The following is a 16,226-nucleotide window of genomic DNA, read 5'->3' on the forward strand; positions in this document are numbered from 1 at the left end:
GTCATCAAGGCGTCAGTCATACATGGTGATGGGGGGCGGCGTCTGGTTAAGGTAATAGTTGCCGACCACACGATAGCGGTGATTGATCGGATCGTGGGTGGTATGGGTGCGCGCGTTGCGCCAGTGACGGTCAAAATTATTTTCACGCAGGGTCGAGGAAGAGCCGCCGACCTCGTAAATCAGCTCGGCCGCCCGCAGGGCCGCGCCGTTGCAAACGATTTTGGCCTCGGCCGTCGCGATGGAACCTTCTATCAGCCGCTGTTCCAGTTCCTCGCCGGCGACGCCGCCGTGCCAGGCCGCCACCGCCGTATCGACCAGCGCGGCGGCGCGTAGCAGGGCCGCCTCGGCGCCGTGCGCGTGGGCAATAATATTGCCGATGGTATGCTGGACAAACCAGTCGTCGACGGAACGCTGCACCCCGGAATCGGCGCGCGGCCGCGCGCCGCGATGCGCCCAGGCCACGGCGTCGTCCAGCACCGCCAGGGCAATGCCCACCTCGATGGTGGAATGCAGCATTTGGGTGGCCGCCGGCTGGTAATTGCGTTTTTTGCCCGCGTCGCTGGCGTAGAACATCACCTCGTCGTCCGCCACTTCGACATCAAGGAATTCGGTGGTGCCGCTGGCGGTCAACCGTTGCCCCATGCCGTCCCAGTCGTCGTGCTGCACGATGCCCGCGCGCGCGCGGTGCACAATGGCCGAGACCGTATCCCCCCGGTCGTCCCTGGCGGTAACGCGCAGCCGATCCGCCATCAGGCCGCCGGTGCTGTAGAATTTTTTCCCGCGCAGCCGCAGCCCCTGCGGCGTCTGCACCAGGCGGGTGGTCATATCCGCGACGAACTTACCGCCGCGCTCGCCGGTCGCGCCGCTGATTAAATCACCGTGCAGCAGTCCGTGGAAATAGCGCTCCTGCTGGGCGGCGGTGCCGGTCAGGCGGATACGCTCCACCGAGGTAAAATGCGGGATCAGCACCTGGGCCACGTTGGGATCGCCCTTGGCCAGCAGGATGGCTATCCGCGCCAGGTCCGAATAGGACAATTCAGGGCCGCCGAACGCCTTGGGCACCCGCGCCGCGCCGATGCCCGCCCGCAGCACCAGGTCCAGTTCCGCATGCGGTAAAATACGCTCCTGATCCCGCCTCGAGGCGTCGACCGCCAGCCTGGCGCCGAGTTCCCCGGCCTGGGTTATCACATCGCGCGCGGCGGTATCACGCCCGGCGACCGGCTCGGTAAACCTGCCGGCCGGTCCGGCGTTGATGGTGGAAAACGATAAAGACATCAAGATCCTCTCTTATGACCGTTAAGGGATGGCATCGATACCCGGGTGGACGGTATCAGGGCTGTGCGGCAATCCAGGCGTCGCGAAAACCGGAATGCGCCCCCGCCGGCGAAAAATCCAAACCCTGCAATTTACGGTTGTAGACGGTGAAAAAAGGCGCCTCCATTACCGGCAACAGCGGTAAATCAGTCAGCGTCTGCCGCTGGAATTGGTGGAAAACATCGATCCGCCGCTGTGGATCGACCTCGTTTTGATAGGCGGTGATTAGCCGGTCTGTTGCCGGGCTGGAATACGCGAACGCGTTGGCATAAGGCACGCCGGGGGACTGCGCTTTAGAATCAAATACCCGCGTCAATCCCATTTGCGGATCGAGCATCACGCCAAAACCCTGGAAAATAATATCGTAGTCGTAATCCGAATAGACTTTTTTCAGGAACGTGGCGTTATCCAGCGGCGAGAAGGCGATATCGATACCGATTTTACTGAATTCCTGGCGCAGGAATTCTCCCGCCAACAGGAATTGCCCGGAGCTGGGATCGGTATACAGGCGCAGCGTAAAGCGCTTGCCTCCGGCTTTCACCGGATAACCCGCCTCATCCAATAATGCGCCCGCCTTCGCCACGTCGTAAGCGTAACGGGGAATATCCGACGTGTAGAATCGGGTCAGGGACTCGGGAACCACGCTGTATTCCGGCTTGCTTTGCCCATACCAGACGGTGTCGATTAAGCGCTGGCGATCGATGATATGGGCGATGGCCTGGCGGACGTTCAGATTGGACAGAACAGGCGAGCGCAAATTAAAGCCGATAAAATAGGTCTGCGCCGCATAGGCATAACCACGGGATTCAAATTTAAGCTCGGGATTTTTTTTCAACCGCGCAATATCTGAAAACGGCACGCCGGCATAAGGGATGTACGACACTTCGCCCGATTCCAGCGCGCCGCTGCGGGCGGCCGCGTCGGGGATAAAACGGTAGATAACCCGATCGAGGTAAGGTTTGCCTTTATCCCAATAGTCCGGATTTTTTTCCAGCACCACGTATTGTCCCCGTTTCCATTCCTTGAAACGAAAAGGTCCGGTGCCGATCGGCCGCGCGTTTTCAGGGCTTTTGCGGATATCGCCGCCGTCGAAAATATGCTTTGGCACCACTTGGGATTCCGCGCCGTCCAGGGCGCTTAATATCACCTGGGACGGCGAGCTCAGGCGAAAAATCGCCGTGTCGTCATCGGGGGTTTCCACATCCTTTAACGCGGAAAAGGTCGACCGGCCGCGCGAGTGCACTTTTTTCCATACTTCCAGGGCGGAATATTTTACATCCGCCGAGGTAAAGGGAACGCCGTCGTGCCATGTTACGCCTTTGCGCAAATGAAAGGTGATGCTCAGGCCGTCCGCCGCCACTTCCCAGGAGGTGGCCAGGCGGGGCCGCGGCTGGAATTTATCGTCGTAATAGACCAGGCCGTCAAAAATATTGGCTGAAATCACACGATTGGCATACTGATTGTTATAGGTCGCCGTCAGCGTGACCGGCTCGGGATAAATAGCGGCAATCAGGGTTCCACCCCTAACCGGCGTCGGCTCGCCCGCCATGGACGCTCCCAGGAAACTTGACGCGAGCAGGAGTATTCCCACGGATAAGGCGGACAGGCATGTTCTCGACATCTGATTAAACCTTTTATTATAACGACTATTGCAGGCGATGTTATTCACAAACTGAACGAGTCTATCCCGCTAGGCAGGATTTAATTAAATAACAATACCTACTGTTTATAGCCAACTTTGTGATATCGGGTTTATTACCATGCTGGTTCTAAGTTAATTCAAAAAAAGCATTGGATTAAGGCGGTCTTAATTTATATTTTATGGTGTTTCATAATTGTTAATAAAAAAGTATTTTTATTACCAGCGCCGGATATACAGTTACCGAGGATGCAAGGTCATCATTTATGTCAATTTTTAACCTGCCTTTGCCACGTTATTTACTCGCTGCCGTCGGCATATGTTTCACGCTAACCGCCGGCTCCGCCACGGCTGCCGGCGGTAATCTGGTCGCACTGGTTCAACCTGAACCCGTGGCGCTTAATACCGCGTTTAACACTAATTTCCCCAATGGCGTGGTATACAATAATATTTACGAGGGACTGGTATCTTATAACCAGGACATGCTGCCGCAGCCCAGCCTGGCCACCTCCTGGGAAGTGGCGGCGGACGGCCTGAGCATCACCTTTCATTTGCGCAAAGGCGTAACATGGCACGACGGCGTTCCCTTTACCTCGGCGGATGTAAAATATTCGGCGCTGGAGCTGTGGAAAAAAGTCCATCCGCGCGGACGCACCACCTTTGCCGCGCTGGAGGATGTGGAAACGCCGGATGACCATACCGCCGTGTTTCGCCTTAAGCATCCTTCGCTGGTTATCATGAGCTCGCTTAACGCTAACGAGGCGCAGATTTTACCGGCGCATCTGTTTGCCGGCACGGATGTGCGCACCAGCCCGTATAACGCCAAACCGGTGGGCACCGGCCCCTTCAGGTTCGTGAAATGGCAGCGGGGACAGTATATTGAGCTGGAACGCAATCCCGACTATTGGGAGAGCGGCAAGCCGAAAGTCGACAAAGTCATCTTCAGCATTATCCCCGACGCGGGGTCGCGCGCCGCCGCGCTGGAAACCGGCGATGTACTCTATGCCCCCTATGATTCGGTCCCCCTTTCCGATGTGCGGCGCTTAAGCCAGAACCCACAGTTGGTGGTGACCAGGCAGGGGTATGACACGTCGGCGGCCTATACGTTTTTAGAGTTCAACCTGCGTAATCCCATTTTAGCCAACCTGAAAGTACGCCAGGCCATCGCCCGGGCCATCGATAAACAGGCGCTGGTGGACGTGGTCTGGTATGGCCTGGGCAAACCAGCCACCGGCCCCATCCCCTCCTCCCTGAAGCGTTTTTATACCCAGGACGGCGTCCCGCAATATGCCTACGATCCGGCCGCCGCGGAAAAATTACTCGATCAGGCGGGCTATCCAAGGAAAGACGGCGGCGTGCGTTTCCGGCTCGCCATCGACTATTTCCCGGTCAATGACGGCTTCAAGAACCAGGCGGAATTTATTCGCCAGAGCCTGAGCAAGGTCGGCATCGAGCTGAGGGTACGCAACCAGGACCTGGCGACCTTTATCAAGCGGATCTACAGCGATTACGACTTTGATATCGAGACCGGCCGTTGGGTGCCGATGATGGATCCGCAAATCGGCGGACTGCGTCATTACTGGAGCAAGAACATTGCCCAGGGCACGCCCTGGTCCAATGCCTCGGGTTACACCAACCCAGGAATGGATCAGATCATCGAGGCGCTGCAGGTGGAAATCGACCCCGGCAAACGCGCCGGGGAATTCAATGAATTCCAGCGCCTGGCCCAAACCGACCTGCCGGTTATCCCCCTGGTCGAACAGCAAAACTTTACCGTCTACAGCTCGCGGCTCGCGGGCGTCAGCACCGCGCCGGACGGCGCCTTATCGTCGTTAAAAGACGTTTCTTTGTTACCTGAAGGAAAATAAGATGAGTACTTTCACACCCGGCGATCCCACCGCCCTGGCCCGGCACGAGGCCCGGCTGGACCTCGCCGCTGCGCACCGGCTCGCGGTCTGGCACGATTTCAGCGAAGGCATCTACAATCATTTCACCCTGGCGGTGCCGGGCAGCGGCGATCGTTTCCTGCTGCCCCCGTTCGGCCTGCACTGGTCGGAAGTGCGGGCCAGCGAACTGATGACCATAGGTTTCGACGGCAAACAGCTGGCGGGCGAAGGCATCATCCAGCGTTCCGCTTACTGTATCCACGCGCCGATACACGCCGCCCACGCCAAACACCAGGCGGTATTCCATACCCATATGCCCTATGCCGGCGCGCTGACCCGTCTGGAAAACCAGCACCTGTTGGCGCTAGGCCAGACCGAGGCGCTGCTGCTCGATCAAATCGCCTATGACGACGGCTACGACGGCCTGGCGCGCGATCCCCTGGAGGGGGAACGGCTGGCGAAGATTTTGGGCGAAAAAACCATCCTGTTCATGGGCAATCACGGCGTGTTGGTTACCGGCCGCTCCACCGCCGAAGCCTACGACCGCCTGTATACCCTCGAGCGCGCCGCGCGGGTGCAGCTGTTTGCCCTGTGGACCGGCCAGCGCCTGCGGGGTCTTAACGCCGGGCAGGTAGACAAGGTACAAGACCAAATCCATAACACCCCGCTGCACGATTCGCCGGGCGCGCAATACAAACCCGGCTATCAGCTGCATTTTGACGCGCTGCGGCGCCTGCTTGACCGTCGTGAGCCCGATTATCGTGATTGACCTGACCCGGACGGACAAGAACCCCATGACGTTTTCCCGGCTGCTGGCCGCCGCCGGGCAGTTCGGCGCGCTCTTTGGCGCCGGCGCCGCCCGGCGCGACCAGGAGCGACAGTTGCCCAGGGAGGAAATCGCATCCCTGGCCGGCGCCGGCCTGCTGGCGGCCCGCGTGCCGCGGGAATATGGCGGCAGCGGGGTGAGCCTCTCTGAATGGGTGCGCCTGATGCTGCCCCTGGCCCAGGGCGATCCTAATATCGCCCAGGCCATCCAGCCCCATGCCTGCGGCATTGAAAAGCTGCGTATCTACGGTACCCCGGCGCAGCGGCGGCGCTATCTGGGCGTTATCGGCGACGGCGCCCTGATAACCAACGCGTCGGCCGAGCGCGATACCGGCGTGGTCGGGCAGATCGCCACGCGCCTGGCGCGGGAAGGCGCCGGCTGGCGGCTGGACGGCACCAAGCACTATGCCACCGGCAGCCTGTTCGCCCAATATTTCTATGTATTGGCCAATGATGATAACGGCGGGCGGGCGCTGGCGCTGCTGCCGGTGGACCGGCGCGGCGTGCATATCAAGGACGACTGGAACGGCATGGGGCAACGCACCACCGCCAGCGGCAGCGTGACCTTTGACCATGTATTGCTGGCCGACGACGAAATCCTGCCGCTGCCGGAATGGAAAACCCGCCGCACCTATGAAGGCGCCTTTGCCCAACTGCTGCACGCGGTTATCGACACCGGCATCGCGCTGGGCGCGCTGGAGGATGCCGCCGAATACGGCCGCAGCCGCGCCAGGCCCGTGAGCGACGCCAGGGTCGACCGGGCCGGCGACGATCCTTACGTTCAGCAGGCGGTGGGTGAAATGTCGGTGCTGGCGCACGGCGCCGAGGCGTTGGTCGGGCGCGCCGCCGGGCGGCTTGAGCAGGCCATGGCGTTATTTTGGCGCGGCGCGGACGCCGAACGCGCCCTGGGCGAGGCCTCGGTTGCCGTCGCCGAAGCCAAGGTCGCGGCCGAGCAGGCGGCGCTGCGCGTGAGCGAAATGCTTTACCGCGTCGGCGGCGCCGGCGCGACGGTGCAGACGCTGAACCTGGATCGGCACTGGCGCAACGCGCGCACCCACACCACCCATGATCCGATCGCCTACAAGACCAAGACTATCGGCGATTTCGTGCTAAACGATCGCCTGCCGCCGATCGGCACTAAAATTTGAGGTTGCCCATGCACTATCCCATTTTACCGCCGCTGCCGCCGGATAGCCCGTTGGGCATTGCGATGAAACAGCCGCTGATGCTCGGACTGTTTTTACCGATCCACAATGGCGGCTGGACCATGTCCTCCTACCCCAGGTCCACCGACTGGACCTTTGATTACAACGCCGCGCTGACCCGTCAGGCCGAGGCATTGGGTTTCGAGCTGGTCTTCGGCCCGGCGCACTGGCTGCCCAAAGGCGGCTTCGGCGGGGAAATCCGCTATCGCGAAACCGCGCTCGACACCTTGATGACCGCGGCCGGCCTGGCGGCCGTCACCGAGCGCATCCTGCTGATTGCCACGGTGCATATTTTCTACGGTCCCTGGCATCCCCTGCATCTGGCCAAGTTCGGCGCGACGCTTGATCATATGTCGGGCGGCCGCTGGGGACTGAATGTCGTCACCGGTTTTCGTAAAGACGAATGGGCGATGTTCGGCCAGGAGCAGCCCGGCCATGATCGGCGCTATGCGCTAGCCGACGAATATGTCTCGCTGCTCCAGCGGCTCTGGGCAGGGACGGATAACCTGGATTACAAAAGCGAACACTGGGAGCTGAACCAGGCGTTTGTGACGCCAAAACCCCGTTATGGCCGTCCCGTGATGGTCAGCGCCACCAGTTCGACGGCCGGCATAATCCATGCGGTACGCCAGGCCGATTTAATCTTCGTGACCAGCCCGGCCGGCGCGTCGTTCGAGGCGGCCATCGCCGCGCTGCCGGACATTACCCGCCAGGTCAGGGCGGCGGCGCAGGCTATCGACCGCGACGTGCGTATCCTGATCAACCCGATGATTATCGCGCGCGATACCGAGGCCGAGGCGCGCGCGGTCTATCGGTCGATCCTTGATCGGGCAGACCAGGGGGCGGTGGACGGTTTTTTCCATTCCCACGCCACCGGCGACAGCCGTTCCTGGCGCGGCCACCAGCGGGATGAGCGTATCGTCGGCGGCAATATCCAGCTGGTCGGCACGCCGGAGCAGATTGTCGAACAAATCATCCGGCTTAAGGCTATCGGCTGTGACGGACTGCAGTTGTGTTTTGTCGACTATCAACCCGAGCTGGCTTATTTCGGCCAGCGGATCCTGCCGCTGCTCAAACAGGCGGGCCTGCGTATCTGATGTTTCTTTTCCTAAAACAGGTAATCTATGACTCTACGACATGACTTCGGGCGGCCTGTGGCGCTGCCCGCCCTGCTGGACTGGCTTGACGATGGCGAGGAGCTGGCGTTTATCGATATCCGGGAAGAAGGCCCCTATGGCGAAGGGCATCCGCTGCTGGCGGTAAACGTTCCCTACAGCCTGCTCGAAACCGCCCTGCCTCCGCTGGTGCCGCGCGCCGGCACGCGCCTGGTGGTGCTGGGAGACGATGCGGCCGTGGCGGCGCGGGCGCTAGAACGCCTGTCCGTCCTGGGGTATGACGCGCTTTATTTTCTGGCCGGGGGGATACAGGCCTGGGAACAAGGCGGCCAGCCGTTATTCAAGGGTGTCAATGTGCCCTATAAGGCCTTTGCCGAGTTTGTCGAACACCTGCTGCATACGCCGGATATCGCTCCGGCCGAACTGGCGCGCCTGATTGAACAACAGGAGGATTACATCCTGCTGGACAGCCGCACGGCCGAGGAGTACGACCGCTTCCATGTGCCCAGCGCCATCTCCGTGCCCAGCGCCGAACTGCTCTACCGCTTCGATGATCTGGTGCCTTCGCCCGATACGCTGGTGGTTATCTCGTGCGCCGGCCGTACCCGCGGCATCATCGGCGCGCAGACCCTGATCAACGCCGGCGTGCCCAATAAAGTGGTCGCGCTGTCCGGCGGCACCCAGGGATGGCGCCTGGCCGATCTGGCGACGGTACGGGACGATGCCCGCTATTTCCCGCCGTTAAGCGCCAGGGCGGAGAAATCTTCCCGCGACCGGGCGGCAAAACTTGCGCAGCGCTACGGCGTGAGGACTGTCGACGCGGCCACGCTAGGACAATGGCAGTCGGACCCGGAACGCACCACGTACCTATTTGATGTGCGCAATCATGACGAATATCTGCGCGGCCACCGGGCCGGCGCCCGCTGGGCGCCGGGCGGACAGCTGGTGCAATCCCTGGATAAATGGGCGGGCACGCGCAACGCGCGCATCGTGCTCAATGATAATGACGGCGTACGGGCCACCACCACCGCCCACTGGCTGCTGCAGCTTGGCTGGGACGCCGTGGTGTTGCCAGGGTTCGATGCGGCGCAGGCATCGTCACCCCCACCGGCGCCCTTATCGTTGCCGTCCGTCCCGGTTATCGACGCGGCCACGGCCCGGCAACAGCTGGACGCCGGCGCCCTGGGGCTGAGCGCCGATCGCAGTTGGGACTACCGCCGCGCCCACCCCGCCGGGACCCGCTGGGTAAACCGGTCGCGGCTGACGGATGCCCTGCCAGTCCCGGTGGAACCGTCCGCCGAGATACTGGTCTTTGCCGGTCAAGGGCCGTTGGCCGAAGGCGTGGCGCGCGATTTAATCGCCGCCGGGTACGATGCCAAACGCGTGGCCGGCAAGCCGCAGGAGTGGCAGGCCGCGGGTTTGACCGTGCAAAGCAGCCCACAGGATCCGTCCGACGCCCAACAAATCGATTATTTGTTCTGGGTGCATGACCGTCATGGCGGCAACGCCGCCGCCAGCGCCGCCTACCTTGCCTGGGAAGCCGACCTGCCGCGTCAGGTGGCCGACCCCGCCGTCGCGCATTTCAATATCCGCAGCTAAGTGGCATGCCTGTCGCGTCGCCCGCCGCCGCGACAGGCATTTCTAAAATTGGTTGCGCAAATGGCCCCTACCGCAGGGACGGCGTATCAAATTCGATATGGTCGGTCTGTAAAAAGCGTTTCGGCAGATAGCGGTGATAATGACGTTGTTCGCAAAACGCCCTGAAGTCGTCAATGTGGGTCGTGCCTGACTTGTTATAGAGTTTTTGCATATAATTGTGCACGGTGTTTTCGGCGAGGTTTAACCGTTTCGCCACCTGTTTGGACTTCATGCCCTGCAAACGAAAAAACATCACCTCGCATTCCTTTTCAGTGAAAAAATCATCCGGCTTATTAAGCAATAACGAGCCGGGCATATGACCTTTTACATAGTCGTTAAGGGTATATACCTCCAGCTTTTTGGTGTAGACCAATACGCCGACGCACTTATCATCCATATCCTTGAAAGGAAGTTTATTGACCACGATGGGGTAATCTATGGCGTATGGATGATTTTCCAATATATTATTTGCTTTCTCTGTGCTCATCACCCGCCGGTCTTGCTTCACAAATTCCCGCGGGTTATCAAATTCCTCTAGCGCAGAGTCTATTTCACAATCCAATTTACCGATTAACTCCTTGGTCGACTTGACATTAAACACCTCTCGCGCCATCGGTTCGTTAGCATAAATAATCCGGGACTCCCGATTTTTTATGCAATACGGATCGGGCAAATGATCGAGCAATTTAATCATTTCTTGGTTTAGCGTTATTTCTGGAATTAAATCATCACTACCGCTTACGGCCGCATTCATCATAATATCATCCTGTTCAGTTAAAATATGGTTAACTAAGACAGGATAGCACCCTGTAACATTCGGTTATACTGACCTTTAGTCAAGTCGATATCCGCATCTGACAATTATAATAGAATTTAATAAAACAGATGTAATAAACACCGATCTTACAATGGACCTGATTCAGCGCATGCCGCTGAATCCGTTATCCACGCTATCAATGCGCGATTTGCCGCTTCAGGCCGCCCAAGCGTTGGCGATGGACGCACTGCGGCGCCGCCGTCGCGTGGAGGGCCGCCGCCTTGCCCGCAATGGTTTACCCCGAGCGTAGAGTCAATGGCCGCCGGCCATAGGGCCATAACGGCGCCTGTGCGCCATGGGCATAAAAAAACCCCAGTCGGGTGGGGTTTTTACCTCTGCGCAAACGTTAAGGGTCAATGCTGGATTTCCATCATTTCCTTAACGTCGCCGCGATTGATCTGCTGCTTGGTACCATTAGCATCTTTATAGCTTATCATGCCGGTCTGGTCGTCAACCTTAGGTTTCCCTTCGCTGACGATGGTGCGTCCGTCATTGGTATGCATAGCATAATTATTATCGGCGCAACCCGCCAGCAGGGCGGTAAACATAAAAGCGGATAAAACACATAAGCTTTTTTTCATAAACAACTCCTTTTTGTTAGGCCTAATACAGGTTTAGCACATGTCACCGAGGCCGCAAGCGGGAGCGCATCTTTAGCTCATTTTATCAATGGACCTTGATGCCGGTCACTTTAAAACGTCTGCGAACTCTTTATTTTAGCCGTAGCGAGCGATACGCGCGACCCGGCCCCGGACTGCTGTTATCAGTCTTCTTTCATTGGAGGAACCCGCTGTGTCGAAAAAAAAACTTTTTTATTCTTCTACCGCCGAAATGACCTGCCTGTTCCGGGCCCAGTCGTTTGGCGAACAACGAAAACAGTTCAAAGGCGACGATTTTATCGCAGTGATGATTTGTAGCGCCTTGAACTCCTTCCTTTCGATGATGCACAAATCTTTTCCGCCGGGTTCCGATATATTTAATTCTTTAGCGCCTCCGGGCGCCTATGAATATATCTCAGCCAGGACTAACTTCCTGGATAATTTATTCAGGACATTGCCAATGGAATGCCGGCAGGTATTTATTCTCGGCGCCGGCTTTGATTCCAGGGCCTGCCGGTTCCAGCAACAGCTTAAAAACTGCCAGGTTTACGAGTGCGATCATCCCGATATGCAACAAACCAAATTAGCTATATTTAAAAAAATTGATATTGATTTCCCTGATAATGTACATTTTGTCGCGGTGGATTTCTCCCGGCAATCGTTAAGCGATGCTTTTGCACAGCACGATATCCCGCGCGGGGAAAACTGTTTTTTTGTCCTGGAGGGGCTGACGTATTACCTTGATCCGCCACGTGTCGCGGACATTTTCGCCGCTATCAGCGCACACGGCTGCCCGGGGAGCCAGGTTTTTTTTGATTTTCCGGATGCCGGGGTTATCACCGGTGAAAATGATAACCATGATTCACAGGCGTGCGCTGAAGAGGTGAAAAAACTGGGTGAAATATGGAAATTCGGCATTGCGCCCGGTATGGCGGCTCAATTCCTGGGCAAATTCAATTTCGATATTATCGAGCTGTTGACCTCGGACGAGATGGAACAGCGCTATTTTACCGATGAAAATCATCACCGGCTGGCCAAGGTAATGAGTTCACTTACGCTGGCGCTAGCCCAGCGGGCACGCACGGGGTCTACACCCGGCCATGGCCGCTGAAGTCCCGCCGCCAGGACGGAAAATCAGGATCGCCAAGATTAAATTTGCCATCTTAACCAGGCAAAAAATACGTTGCCGTTATTGCGGGTTCCGGGGATATAAGTGCCCTGGAAAGTGAATTTCTGATAGCTCACCGACGCCAGCGGCAATACCGCCGGGATGGGATAATAACCCCAGTTATGCCGGGCCGTGACCCCGAGGGTAAAACCCGCCCCCACCCTGAACGCCTTATCAGCCAGCGGTCGCCACCGCGATTCCCAGGCATATCCGGCGAAAGGCTCCCAGCGATTGAATGAGTCCTTGAAGGCCATCATATATAGTGCATGCCAATTATCACGTTCGTCCAGGCGCGAAACGCCATATCCAGCCCCCCAGGGGCGTTCATTATATCGCCGGATATGTTCGTCACTATAAAAATATCTGTTATGCCAGGATATCGCCGGCAAGTAAATATCCTGATCGGGTGAAGCATGCCATGTTTTAGCCACATTGGCGGTAAAGCTCCGCCACAAGCCGTTATCCCGCGCCGGCATGGGATCATTAGCGAAATTTAATGCAATCGCCTCAGGTAATATACCCGCCACCAGCAGCGGGACTGCCACCCATTTATTAAACAACGTCACATTACTGCTCCCTGATGGCGATATTTCGCACCATCATTAACAACAAGCATTGTATATTATTAAGCGTAGGTCATACACAGGCTACCCGTAGGATCACGCGTGATGAAATTCTCGAAGCGCAGTTTATGCCACACTTTGTATAAACCTAATATAAATAAACATAAAAAGATGCCGATGGCCGCGGTCGATTTTTATCACCCCGCGCGGGCCTCGGCGGCCAAGGACAGGAAGATTGTTCCTAGGGCGCCGTTGCAAGCGGCCGGTGGCGATAAGCCACGGCTCCACGGCCGCTCACTTTCCTAAACGGCTGGTAACCGTGGGATTGTTGTCGGAGGCTTGCGCTCCCGCGTCCCACGGCAGGCCACCGGCGAACAGCCGGGTGATCCACTGGATGAAGGCCCCGGTCCGCGCGGGCGTGAACTGCCTGGATGGACGGACCAGATAAATCCCCTCGTCTATCGCGAAATGCCATTGCGGCAAGACCTGGATCAGGGTGCCCACGGCAAAGTCGCGGGCCATTGACCAGTCGCCGAAGCCGACGATGCCGATCCCCTGGCGCGCCGCTTCGAGCAGGGCGCCGATGTCGTTCGAACGATAGCTCCCCGCGGGCAGGATCGTCTCGCGCAGATTGCCCCTGCGCATGCGCCATTCGGGCGTCGAGACCGGCCCGGTATACCGTAGCAGATTGTGGGCCGCCAACGCGCCAGGGGAGGCGGGAACCCCGTGGCGTTCCAGATAATCCGGCGAAGCGCCAAGGACGATCCGGTGGTCGCCGAGCTTGCGGGCAACCAGCCGACTGTCGCCCAGCGTGCCGAGACGCAACGCGGCATCGAACCCCTCCCCGACGAGATCGACATAGCGCTCGGCATAGTCGACCTCGATATCGAGGCCGGGATAGCGACGCGCGAAGTCTGGCAGCGCCGGCGCGAGCCATTGTCGCCCCATCGCCGCCGGGAAGGCCAGGCGCAACCGGCCCCGCAGCTCGACTCCGCCGGCCGCGGCCTCCTGCTCGGCCTCGAAAATGGCGTCGGTCGCGATCCGAAGGCGTTCGGCGAATCGCGCGCCTGCTTCCGTCAGGCGCACCCGCCGCGTCCCGAGACGTCGCTCCAGCGCGCCGATGCGCTTGGAAATGACCGTCGAATGACGTTGGAGCGCCGAGGCCGCCGCGACGAACGAACCTTCCCGCGCGACAGCGAGTAATGCCGCGAACTCATCGGCTTGCCTCTTGTCCAGATTCATAGCGCTAGCATCACCCTTTGTCCAGATCCATGACGCTAGCATAGGCTCGGCGTTGCGTCGCCACAACCCTCCGATTGCTGCATGACTTGCAGCATTGTCCTGCACCAACCCCGGCTTTACCCGTGCTACAGTGCTGCTATTATTTAGCGGGATCCCCTTCTCGCCGTTCGCCGGAGAGCGCTGAGGCCGACGCTACACCACCCGGCGGGACAGGATCCCTGCCGGCAAATTCAAACCTGAAGGAAAACGAGATGACGACCGTAAATGAAAGACTGGCATGGCGCTATGCAACCAAGAAGTTCGATGCGACGAAAAGCGTGCCTGCCGAAAGGCTCGAACGTATCGTTGAAGCCGTGCGGCTGGCGCCTACCTCAAGCGGGCTCCAGCCATTTGAGTTGTTGGTGGTGAGCAATGCGGATGTCCGCGCAAGGATTCGGAACGTGGCGTGGAACCAGGCGCAAATTACCGACTGTTCGCACCTGCTGGTATTTGCCGCATGGGACGACATCACTGACGATCGCGTTAATATGATGTTCGACCTGACCAACGACGTCCGGGGTTTTAAAAACGAGGGTTGGGAAAATTATCGCCAAATGTTGCTGGGCATCGTCGCCGATCGGGGAACCGAGGCTAACTATCAGGCGGCCGCGCGCCAAGCTTACATCGGCCTGGGCGCCGCCTTGATTGCCGCGGCTTTCGAAGAGGTCGACGCTACGCCGATGGAAGGATTCGACCCGGCGGCGGTCGATGATATCCTCGATTTGCAATCGAAGCACCTGCGTAGCGTCGTCATGCTGCCGCTTGGTTATCGGGCGGCCGAGGGTGACTGGCTGGTGAACCTGAAGAAAGTCCGGCGCAGCCGCGATAGCTTCGTCACTGAAATTAAGTGAACCATACGGTGCCGTCCTTAGAGCGTATGGGCGGCGGCGGTATAGGCCGCGATGGCATTTTGCACCGGCTGCGCGCGGCTGTTGTTTACCGGGCTGACCATGGCGTAATTGTATTTATTATCGCTCCAGTACTGCGCCAGCAGGTTGCCGGCCTCGCGTTTTCCGCTCCTCAGGCCGTTGTGGCCCGATGGCCGGATATAATAGGTCACCCGTACCCCCTGGCGATCCTGGTAAACAATCAGCGCCGACGGCCCGGCATCGGTGGCCATCAGACGGCCGCCTAACAGGGTGAAGCCATACTCCTCCAGGTTGGGCGGCATGGCGCCGTTGATAAAATAGCGGCTGAGCCAGTTATTCATTGCGCCGCGGTTATCTGCCACCACGTCCAGCACCGGCAGCTTATCCCGGCTAAACATTTGGTAGGCGCGGACCGCGTCCTCCATGGGCAGGACATGACGCTGCATGTCCATGTCGCGGAGCTGCCAGCCGGCAACGCCGCCGCCGCCCAGGGACAATATCAGCGTAAAGGCCAGCGCCCAACGCATCTGACGCCGGGACCGGATTTGACGGCGAATTACCTGGGGTTGCGAGTATTGGGGTTGCGGACCTTGCGCCTGCGCCAAGGATTCGTCGCCGGCCAAGGCCACCCGCAGCCGCTGCGTTTCGGATTGCCAATCGGCGACCCTTTTTGCCGCCTCGGGATGCTGCGCCAGGTAACGCTCTACCCACAGACGTCGCGACTCATCGAGCTGATTGTCCACATAGGCCTGCAGATCGTTTTCGGTGGGCGTCCGGGTCATCATTTCAATCTCCTCAACGACGGGTTCACTGGCGCGGTGGCGCCTTCCGCCAGCTCGTGCAATTGCCTGCGCGCGCGCGATAGCCGCGACATGACGGTACCGAGCGGGATATTTAATGTATCGGCCACTTCCCTGTAGCGCAAACCCTCGACGCCGACCAGCAGCAGGATGGCACGTTGATCGGTGGGCAGCGAGGCGAAGCCCGCCAGCACGGCATCGGTCAGCGCCAGCTCTTCCGGCGAGGAGGAATATTCCGCCTCGCCTTTAAACAACGATAAAATACGCATATAGCGTTTTTTGCGGCGCTCGCCGTCGATAAACTGCCGGTACAGTATGGAGAACAACCATATCCGCAGGTTCTCTTCACGCTGCAGGGTCGCATAGGAGGTCAACGCCTTCTCGAGGCCGGACTGCACCAAATCATCGGCCCCAGCGGGATTACGGGTTAGCCACAGGGCGAAGCGCCGCAGCTGCGGCAGCACCTCCCTTATCTGGTCATCGGTAAGCTCATGCATCGTCATCGGC

The 16,226-nt window shown here is 58.9% G+C and carries 15 protein-coding genes; 7 read left to right on the plus strand and 8 right to left on the minus strand.

The genetic code is table 11. The annotated features are described in order from the left end of the window. Positions 1-12: 12 nt before the first annotated feature. Both GRH90_RS21045 and GRH90_RS21050 read right to left on the minus strand, forming a co-directional pair. Complete coding sequence (locus GRH90_RS21045) at positions 13-1,275, minus strand: acyl-CoA dehydrogenase family protein (protein ID WP_162367931.1); 1,263 nt, start codon at positions 1,273-1,275, stop codon at positions 13-15. 55 nt (positions 1,276-1,330) lie between these two features. Further along, positions 1,331-2,935, minus strand: a complete 1,605-nt coding sequence (locus GRH90_RS21050; protein WP_162367932.1) for an ABC transporter substrate-binding protein — start codon at positions 2,933-2,935, stop codon at positions 1,331-1,333. A 284-nt stretch (positions 2,936-3,219) separates the two neighbouring features. On the opposite strand from GRH90_RS21050, the gene GRH90_RS21055 reads away from it, so the two are divergent. From GRH90_RS21055 to GRH90_RS21075, 5 genes are read left to right on the plus strand one after another with little or no spacing between them, the layout of a single operon-like run. After that, a complete protein-coding gene (locus GRH90_RS21055) occupies positions 3,220-4,821 on the plus strand; it encodes an ABC transporter substrate-binding protein (RefSeq protein WP_162367933.1) in 1,602 nt (533 codons plus the stop codon). Between the two features lies 1 nt (position 4,822). Then, positions 4,823-5,608 (plus strand): class II aldolase/adducin family protein, encoded by a 786-nt coding sequence (locus GRH90_RS21060; protein WP_162367934.1) that lies wholly within the window; start codon positions 4,823-4,825, stop codon positions 5,606-5,608. Then, entirely contained in the window at positions 5,586-6,812 is a 1,227-nt protein-coding gene (locus GRH90_RS21065) for an acyl-CoA dehydrogenase family protein (RefSeq protein WP_312857211.1), read from the plus strand. The genes GRH90_RS21060 and GRH90_RS21065 overlap by 23 nt, the downstream gene beginning before the upstream one ends. An 8-nt stretch (positions 6,813-6,820) precedes the next feature. After that, positions 6,821-7,966 carry an LLM class flavin-dependent oxidoreductase gene (locus tag GRH90_RS21070; protein WP_162367936.1) on the plus strand — a complete coding sequence of 382 codons (1,146 nt, stop codon included), beginning with the start codon at positions 6,821-6,823 and terminating at the stop codon, positions 7,964-7,966. 27 nt (positions 7,967-7,993) lie between these two features. After that, entirely contained in the window at positions 7,994-9,583 is a 1,590-nt protein-coding gene (locus tag GRH90_RS21075; protein WP_162367937.1) for a rhodanese-like domain-containing protein, read from the plus strand. A gap of 67 nt (positions 9,584-9,650) precedes the next feature. Here GRH90_RS21075 and GRH90_RS21080 read toward each other — a convergent pair whose 3' ends face one another. Together GRH90_RS21080 and GRH90_RS21085 are read right to left on the minus strand one after the other, a co-directional pair. Continuing rightward, complete coding sequence (locus tag GRH90_RS21080) at positions 9,651-10,379, minus strand: helix-turn-helix transcriptional regulator (RefSeq protein ID WP_246236189.1); 729 nt, start codon at positions 10,377-10,379, stop codon at positions 9,651-9,653. A gap of 413 nt (positions 10,380-10,792) precedes the next feature. Then, positions 10,793-11,020, minus strand: coding sequence for a YgdI/YgdR family lipoprotein (locus GRH90_RS21085; RefSeq protein WP_162367938.1), 228 nt, complete (start codon positions 11,018-11,020; stop codon positions 10,793-10,795). Between the two features lie 211 nt (positions 11,021-11,231). Between GRH90_RS21085 and GRH90_RS21090 the strand changes: the two genes are divergently transcribed. Further along, complete coding sequence (locus GRH90_RS21090; RefSeq protein ID WP_162367939.1) at positions 11,232-12,149, plus strand: class I SAM-dependent methyltransferase; 918 nt, start codon at positions 11,232-11,234, stop codon at positions 12,147-12,149. 38 nt (positions 12,150-12,187) lie between these two features. Here the strand turns inward: GRH90_RS21090 and pagP are convergent, their stop codons facing one another. Together pagP and GRH90_RS21100 are read right to left on the minus strand one after the other, a co-directional pair. Next, positions 12,188-12,682: a lipid IV(A) palmitoyltransferase PagP gene (gene pagP / locus GRH90_RS21095; RefSeq protein ID WP_162368053.1), complete on the minus strand. Its 495-nt coding sequence runs from the start codon at positions 12,680-12,682 to the stop codon at positions 12,188-12,190. A 381-nt stretch (positions 12,683-13,063) separates the two neighbouring features. Continuing rightward, on the minus strand, positions 13,064-14,011 hold the full coding sequence (locus GRH90_RS21100; RefSeq protein WP_162367940.1) for a LysR family transcriptional regulator: 948 nt from the start codon (positions 14,009-14,011) through the stop codon (positions 13,064-13,066). 251 nt (positions 14,012-14,262) lie between these two features. Here GRH90_RS21100 and GRH90_RS21105 point away from each other — a divergent pair, with 251 nt between their 5' ends. Next, a complete protein-coding gene (locus tag GRH90_RS21105; protein ID WP_162367941.1) occupies positions 14,263-14,901 on the plus strand; it encodes a nitroreductase family protein in 639 nt (212 codons plus the stop codon). 17 nt (positions 14,902-14,918) lie between these two features. Here the strand turns inward: GRH90_RS21105 and GRH90_RS21110 are convergent, their stop codons facing one another. Both GRH90_RS21110 and GRH90_RS21115 read right to left on the minus strand, forming a co-directional pair. Beyond that, positions 14,919-15,704 (minus strand): anti-sigma factor family protein, encoded by a 786-nt coding sequence (locus GRH90_RS21110; RefSeq protein ID WP_162367942.1) that lies wholly within the window; start codon positions 15,702-15,704, stop codon positions 14,919-14,921. Continuing rightward, on the minus strand, positions 15,701-16,222 hold the full coding sequence (locus tag GRH90_RS21115) for a sigma-70 family RNA polymerase sigma factor (protein WP_312857207.1): 522 nt from the start codon (positions 16,220-16,222) through the stop codon (positions 15,701-15,703). The genes GRH90_RS21110 and GRH90_RS21115 overlap by 4 nt, the downstream gene beginning before the upstream one ends. Between the last annotated feature and the right edge of the window lie 4 nt (positions 16,223-16,226).

This window comes from Acerihabitans arboris (assembly GCF_010131535.1).
GTDB lineage: Bacteria > Pseudomonadota > Gammaproteobacteria > Enterobacterales > Enterobacteriaceae > Acerihabitans > Acerihabitans arboris.

What these genes read in the sequence shown, in the direction of transcription:
- GRH90_RS21045 (WP_162367931.1), bottom strand. Translation starts at nt 1,275, where the DNA reads ATGTCTTTATCGTTTTCCACCATCAACGCCGGACCGGCCGGCAGGTTT.
- GRH90_RS21050 (WP_162367932.1), bottom strand. Translation starts at nt 2,935, where the DNA reads ATGTCGAGAACATGCCTGTCCGCCTTATCCGTGGGAATACTCCTGCTC.
- GRH90_RS21055 (WP_162367933.1), top strand. Translation starts at nt 3,220, where the DNA reads ATGTCAATTTTTAACCTGCCTTTGCCACGTTATTTACTCGCTGCCGTC.
- GRH90_RS21060 (WP_162367934.1), top strand. Translation starts at nt 4,823, where the DNA reads ATGAGTACTTTCACACCCGGCGATCCCACCGCCCTGGCCCGGCACGAG.
- GRH90_RS21070 (WP_162367936.1), top strand. Translation starts at nt 6,821, where the DNA reads ATGCACTATCCCATTTTACCGCCGCTGCCGCCGGATAGCCCGTTGGGC.
- GRH90_RS21075 (WP_162367937.1), top strand. Translation starts at nt 7,994, where the DNA reads ATGACTCTACGACATGACTTCGGGCGGCCTGTGGCGCTGCCCGCCCTG.
- GRH90_RS21080 (WP_246236189.1), bottom strand. Translation starts at nt 10,379, where the DNA reads ATGATGAATGCGGCCGTAAGCGGTAGTGATGATTTAATTCCAGAAATA.
- GRH90_RS21085 (WP_162367938.1), bottom strand. Translation starts at nt 11,020, where the DNA reads ATGAAAAAAAGCTTATGTGTTTTATCCGCTTTTATGTTTACCGCCCTG.
- pagP (WP_162368053.1), bottom strand. Translation starts at nt 12,682, where the DNA reads ATGCCGGCGCGGGATAACGGCTTGTGGCGGAGCTTTACCGCCAATGTG.
- GRH90_RS21100 (WP_162367940.1), bottom strand. Translation starts at nt 14,011, where the DNA reads ATGAATCTGGACAAGAGGCAAGCCGATGAGTTCGCGGCATTACTCGCT.
- GRH90_RS21105 (WP_162367941.1), top strand. Translation starts at nt 14,263, where the DNA reads ATGACGACCGTAAATGAAAGACTGGCATGGCGCTATGCAACCAAGAAG.
- GRH90_RS21110 (WP_162367942.1), bottom strand. Translation starts at nt 15,704, where the DNA reads ATGATGACCCGGACGCCCACCGAAAACGATCTGCAGGCCTATGTGGAC.
- GRH90_RS21115 (WP_312857207.1), bottom strand. Translation starts at nt 16,222, where the DNA reads ATGACGATGCATGAGCTTACCGATGACCAGATAAGGGAGGTGCTGCCG.